This window comes from Mycobacterium sp. 1245852.3, assembly GCF_001669335.1.
In the GTDB taxonomy this organism is placed as follows: domain Bacteria; phylum Actinomycetota; class Actinomycetes; order Mycobacteriales; family Mycobacteriaceae; genus Mycobacterium; species Mycobacterium europaeum_A.
Genome location: NZ_LZLL01000617.1, coordinates 1 through 2,966 on the forward strand (window position 1 = coordinate 1; position 2,966 = coordinate 2,966).

2 protein-coding genes and 1 pseudogene are annotated in these 2,966 nt (G+C 68.2%); 2 read left to right on the forward strand and 1 reads right to left on the reverse strand.

The window, feature by feature from the left end; translation table 11 throughout:
* Positions 1–399, forward strand: a pseudogene (locus tag A9W96_RS28750) (elongation factor 4); the annotation flags it as partial.
* A gap of 2 nt (positions 400–401) precedes the next feature.
* Entirely contained in the window at positions 402–1,160 is a 759-nt protein-coding gene (locus A9W96_RS28755; protein WP_066879398.1) for a sensor domain-containing protein, read from the forward strand.
* 216 nt (positions 1,161–1,376) lie between these two features.
* On the opposite strand, the gene A9W96_RS28760 is transcribed toward A9W96_RS28755, so the two are convergent.
* Positions 1,377–2,966 (reverse strand): glycoside hydrolase family 15 protein (locus A9W96_RS28760; protein WP_067144572.1); only part of this gene is annotated, 1,590 nt, incomplete at its 5' end.

A 2,966-nucleotide genomic window follows, 5' to 3' on the forward strand; every position in this document is an offset into this window, starting at 1 on the left:
GAGGCCGGCGAGCAGGAGGCCCAACTGGTCAAGGTCGACATCCTGTTGCAGGGCGAGGCGGTCGACGCGTTCAGCGCGATCGTGCACAAGGATTCGGCGTTCGCCTACGGGAACAAGATGACCACCAAGCTCAAAGAGCTGATTCCGCGCCAGCAGTTCGAGGTGCCCGTCCAGGCGGCCATCGGATCGAAAATCATTGCGCGGGAGAACATTCGCGCGATCCGCAAGGACGTGCTGTCCAAGTGCTACGGCGGCGACATCACCCGTAAACGCAAGCTTCTCGAAAAGCAGAAGGAAGGCAAGAAGCGGATGAAGACCATCGGGCGCGTCGATGTGCCGCAGGAGGCGTTCGTCGCGGCGTTGTCCGCCGACGCCGCGGGGGACAAGGGCAAGAAGTAGCCATGCGGATTCGGGGGATGGCGACGGCTTTGATGGCGGTCGCCGTGCTGGGGACGGGCTGCGGTGGAGTCGTGGCGGGCACGGCGAAGCCGGCGCCGAACCTCAAGCCGCGACCGCTCAGCGGCGTCACGGTCAAGCAGGTGCTACTCGACGGCCCGACGCTGTCGCGGATGCTCAATCAGACCTTCGTGGCGCGGGATCCGGCCGAATTCGGCGGGCCCGAAAGGCTTTATCAGGTCCAGCGGACGATGTCGCAGGCCGGGTGCCTGGGCGTGACGGCGATGCTGCAGCAGGGCGTGTACCGGTCCGCCGACGTGAAAGACGTTGCGTCCGAGTCGTGGTGGAACAACGGCGAACCGGCGCAGGTGATCGTGGTCGAGGAGGGGGTGGTCACCCTCCCGTCGCCCGCACAGGCGCAGGCGCTGTTCACGCAGTTCTCGGGACAGTGGCAGCAGTGCAACGGCATGACGACGTCGGAACAGTCCGGCCCGATCAGCACGACGAACGTCATCAGCGACGTCCGCGTCACGGATTCCACCATCGCGGCGACCAAGACCGCGACGTCGATCTTGCCCAACATGCCGCCGCTGCGTCCCACCCCGCAGGCGCGCGCCATCGGCATCCGGTCGAACTGCCTCGTCGAGGTCCAGGTGGTGTTCTTCGGCGGGCGACGGTCCTCGGACCCCGGCTCGGCCGACCTCAACACCAGCGCCATCGACGTCGCGCACGCCCTGATGGACAGGGTGAGCGCTCTGGGCTGACGTCGTGGCGACCCGCGTCGCCCGGCTCACGCCGCGCTTGCGATCGCCACGTCCTGATGGTGGCGACCCGCGTCGCCCGGCTCACGCCGCGCTGGCGATCGCCACGTACTGATGGTGGCGACCCGCGTCGCCCGGCTCACGCCGCGCTTGCGATCGCCACGTCCTGATGGTGGCGACCCGCGTCGCCCGGCTCACGCCGCGCTTGCGATCGCCACGTCACATCGGGGCGTTGGCGGGCTGGAACATTCCGGAGCCGTCGGCTTCCTCCTCGGCGCGAATGACGTGCACCACCGCGTTGATCAGCGCCAGGTGGGTGAAGGCCTGCGGGAAGTTGCCCAGCTGCCGGCCGGTGCGCGGCTCGATCTCCTCGGCGTAGAGATGCAGCGGGCTGGCATACGACAGCAGCCGCTCACACAGGCGCTTGGCGCGCCGCACCTCGCCGATCTCGACGAGCGCCGACACCAGCCAGAACGAGCAGATCGTGAAGGTGCCCTCCTCGCCGGACAGCCCGTCGTCGGTTTCCTCGACCCGGTAGCGCAGCACCAGGCCCTCCTGGGTGAGTTCGTCGGCGATCGCCAACACGGTGTTGCGCACCCGCGGGTCATCCGGCGGCAAGAACCGCGTCAGCACCACCAACAGCAGCGAGGCGTCCAGCGCGTCGCTGCCGTAGCGCTGGGTGAACACCCCGCGGGAGTCCACGCCGTGCGCCAGGATGTCGTTCTTGATCTCCTCGGCGATCGCGCGCCACTGCTGGGCATAGCTCTTCTCGCCCTGCCGCTCGGCCAGCTTGGCGCCGCGGTCCAGCGCCACCCAGCACATCACCTTCGACGACGTGAAGTGCTGCGGCTCCCCACGCACCTCCCAGATCCCGCGGTCGGGCTCGCGCCAGTGCTTGATCGCCTCCTCCACCTGCTTCTTCAGCACCGGCCACAAGGTCTCGGGGACCTGCTCGCGCGACTTGGCGTGCAGGTAGAAGGAGTCCAGGATGGAGCCCCAGATGTCGTGCTGGATCTGGTCATAGGCGCCGTTGCCGATGCGCACCGGCCGGGCGTGGTCGTAGCCGGACAGGTGATGAAGCTCCTCTTCGACCAGACTGCGCTCGCCACCCACGCCGTACATGACCTGCAGCGGGTGCCGCTCGTTGTTGTTGGCGCCGGAGACGTCGGCGATGAACGCGAAGAAGTCGTCGGCCTCGCGATCCAGTCCGAGCGTGTACAGGCCCCACAGCGCGAAGGTGGAGTCGCGCACCCAGGCGTAGCGGTAATCCCAGTTACGTTCGCCCTGCGGCGTTTCCGGCAGCGACGTGGTGCTGGCCGCCAGCAGCGCGCCGGTGGGCGAGTAGGTCAGGCCCTTCAGGGTCAGCGCGCTGCGCTGCAGGTACGCCCGCCACGGATGGTCGGGGAAGTTACCGATGTTGATCCACTGCCGCCAGCACTCGGTGGTCTGCCACATCTTGTCGGCGGCCTCTTGGTAGGTCTGCGGCGCCGGATGCTTGGTCCAGCTCAGGGCAACGAACACGTCGTCGCCCTCTTTCATCCGGGTGCGTGCGCGCGCCTCGCGGCCCTCCAGCCCGATCCGCAGGTTGGACGTCAGCCGCATCGTCGGGTGGGCGTCGGGATCCTTGGCGGCGCGCGCGACGGCCTCGCCATAGGCGTTGGCGGAGTACTCCCAGGTGGCGCCGACGCGGTGATAGTCGAACGCCGGTTCGCAGCTCATCATCAGTTCGACGGTGCCGCTGACGCAGCGCACCGTGCGCAGCAGGATGTGCTCGGCGTCCCAGTCCATCGGGGTGCGGCGGTGCGTCCG

Excerpts from the sequence above, each read along its gene's own strand:
- A9W96_RS28755 (WP_066879398.1), top strand. The coding sequence starts at position 402 with ATGCGGATTCGGGGGATGGCGACGGCTTTGATGGCGGTCGCCGTGCTG.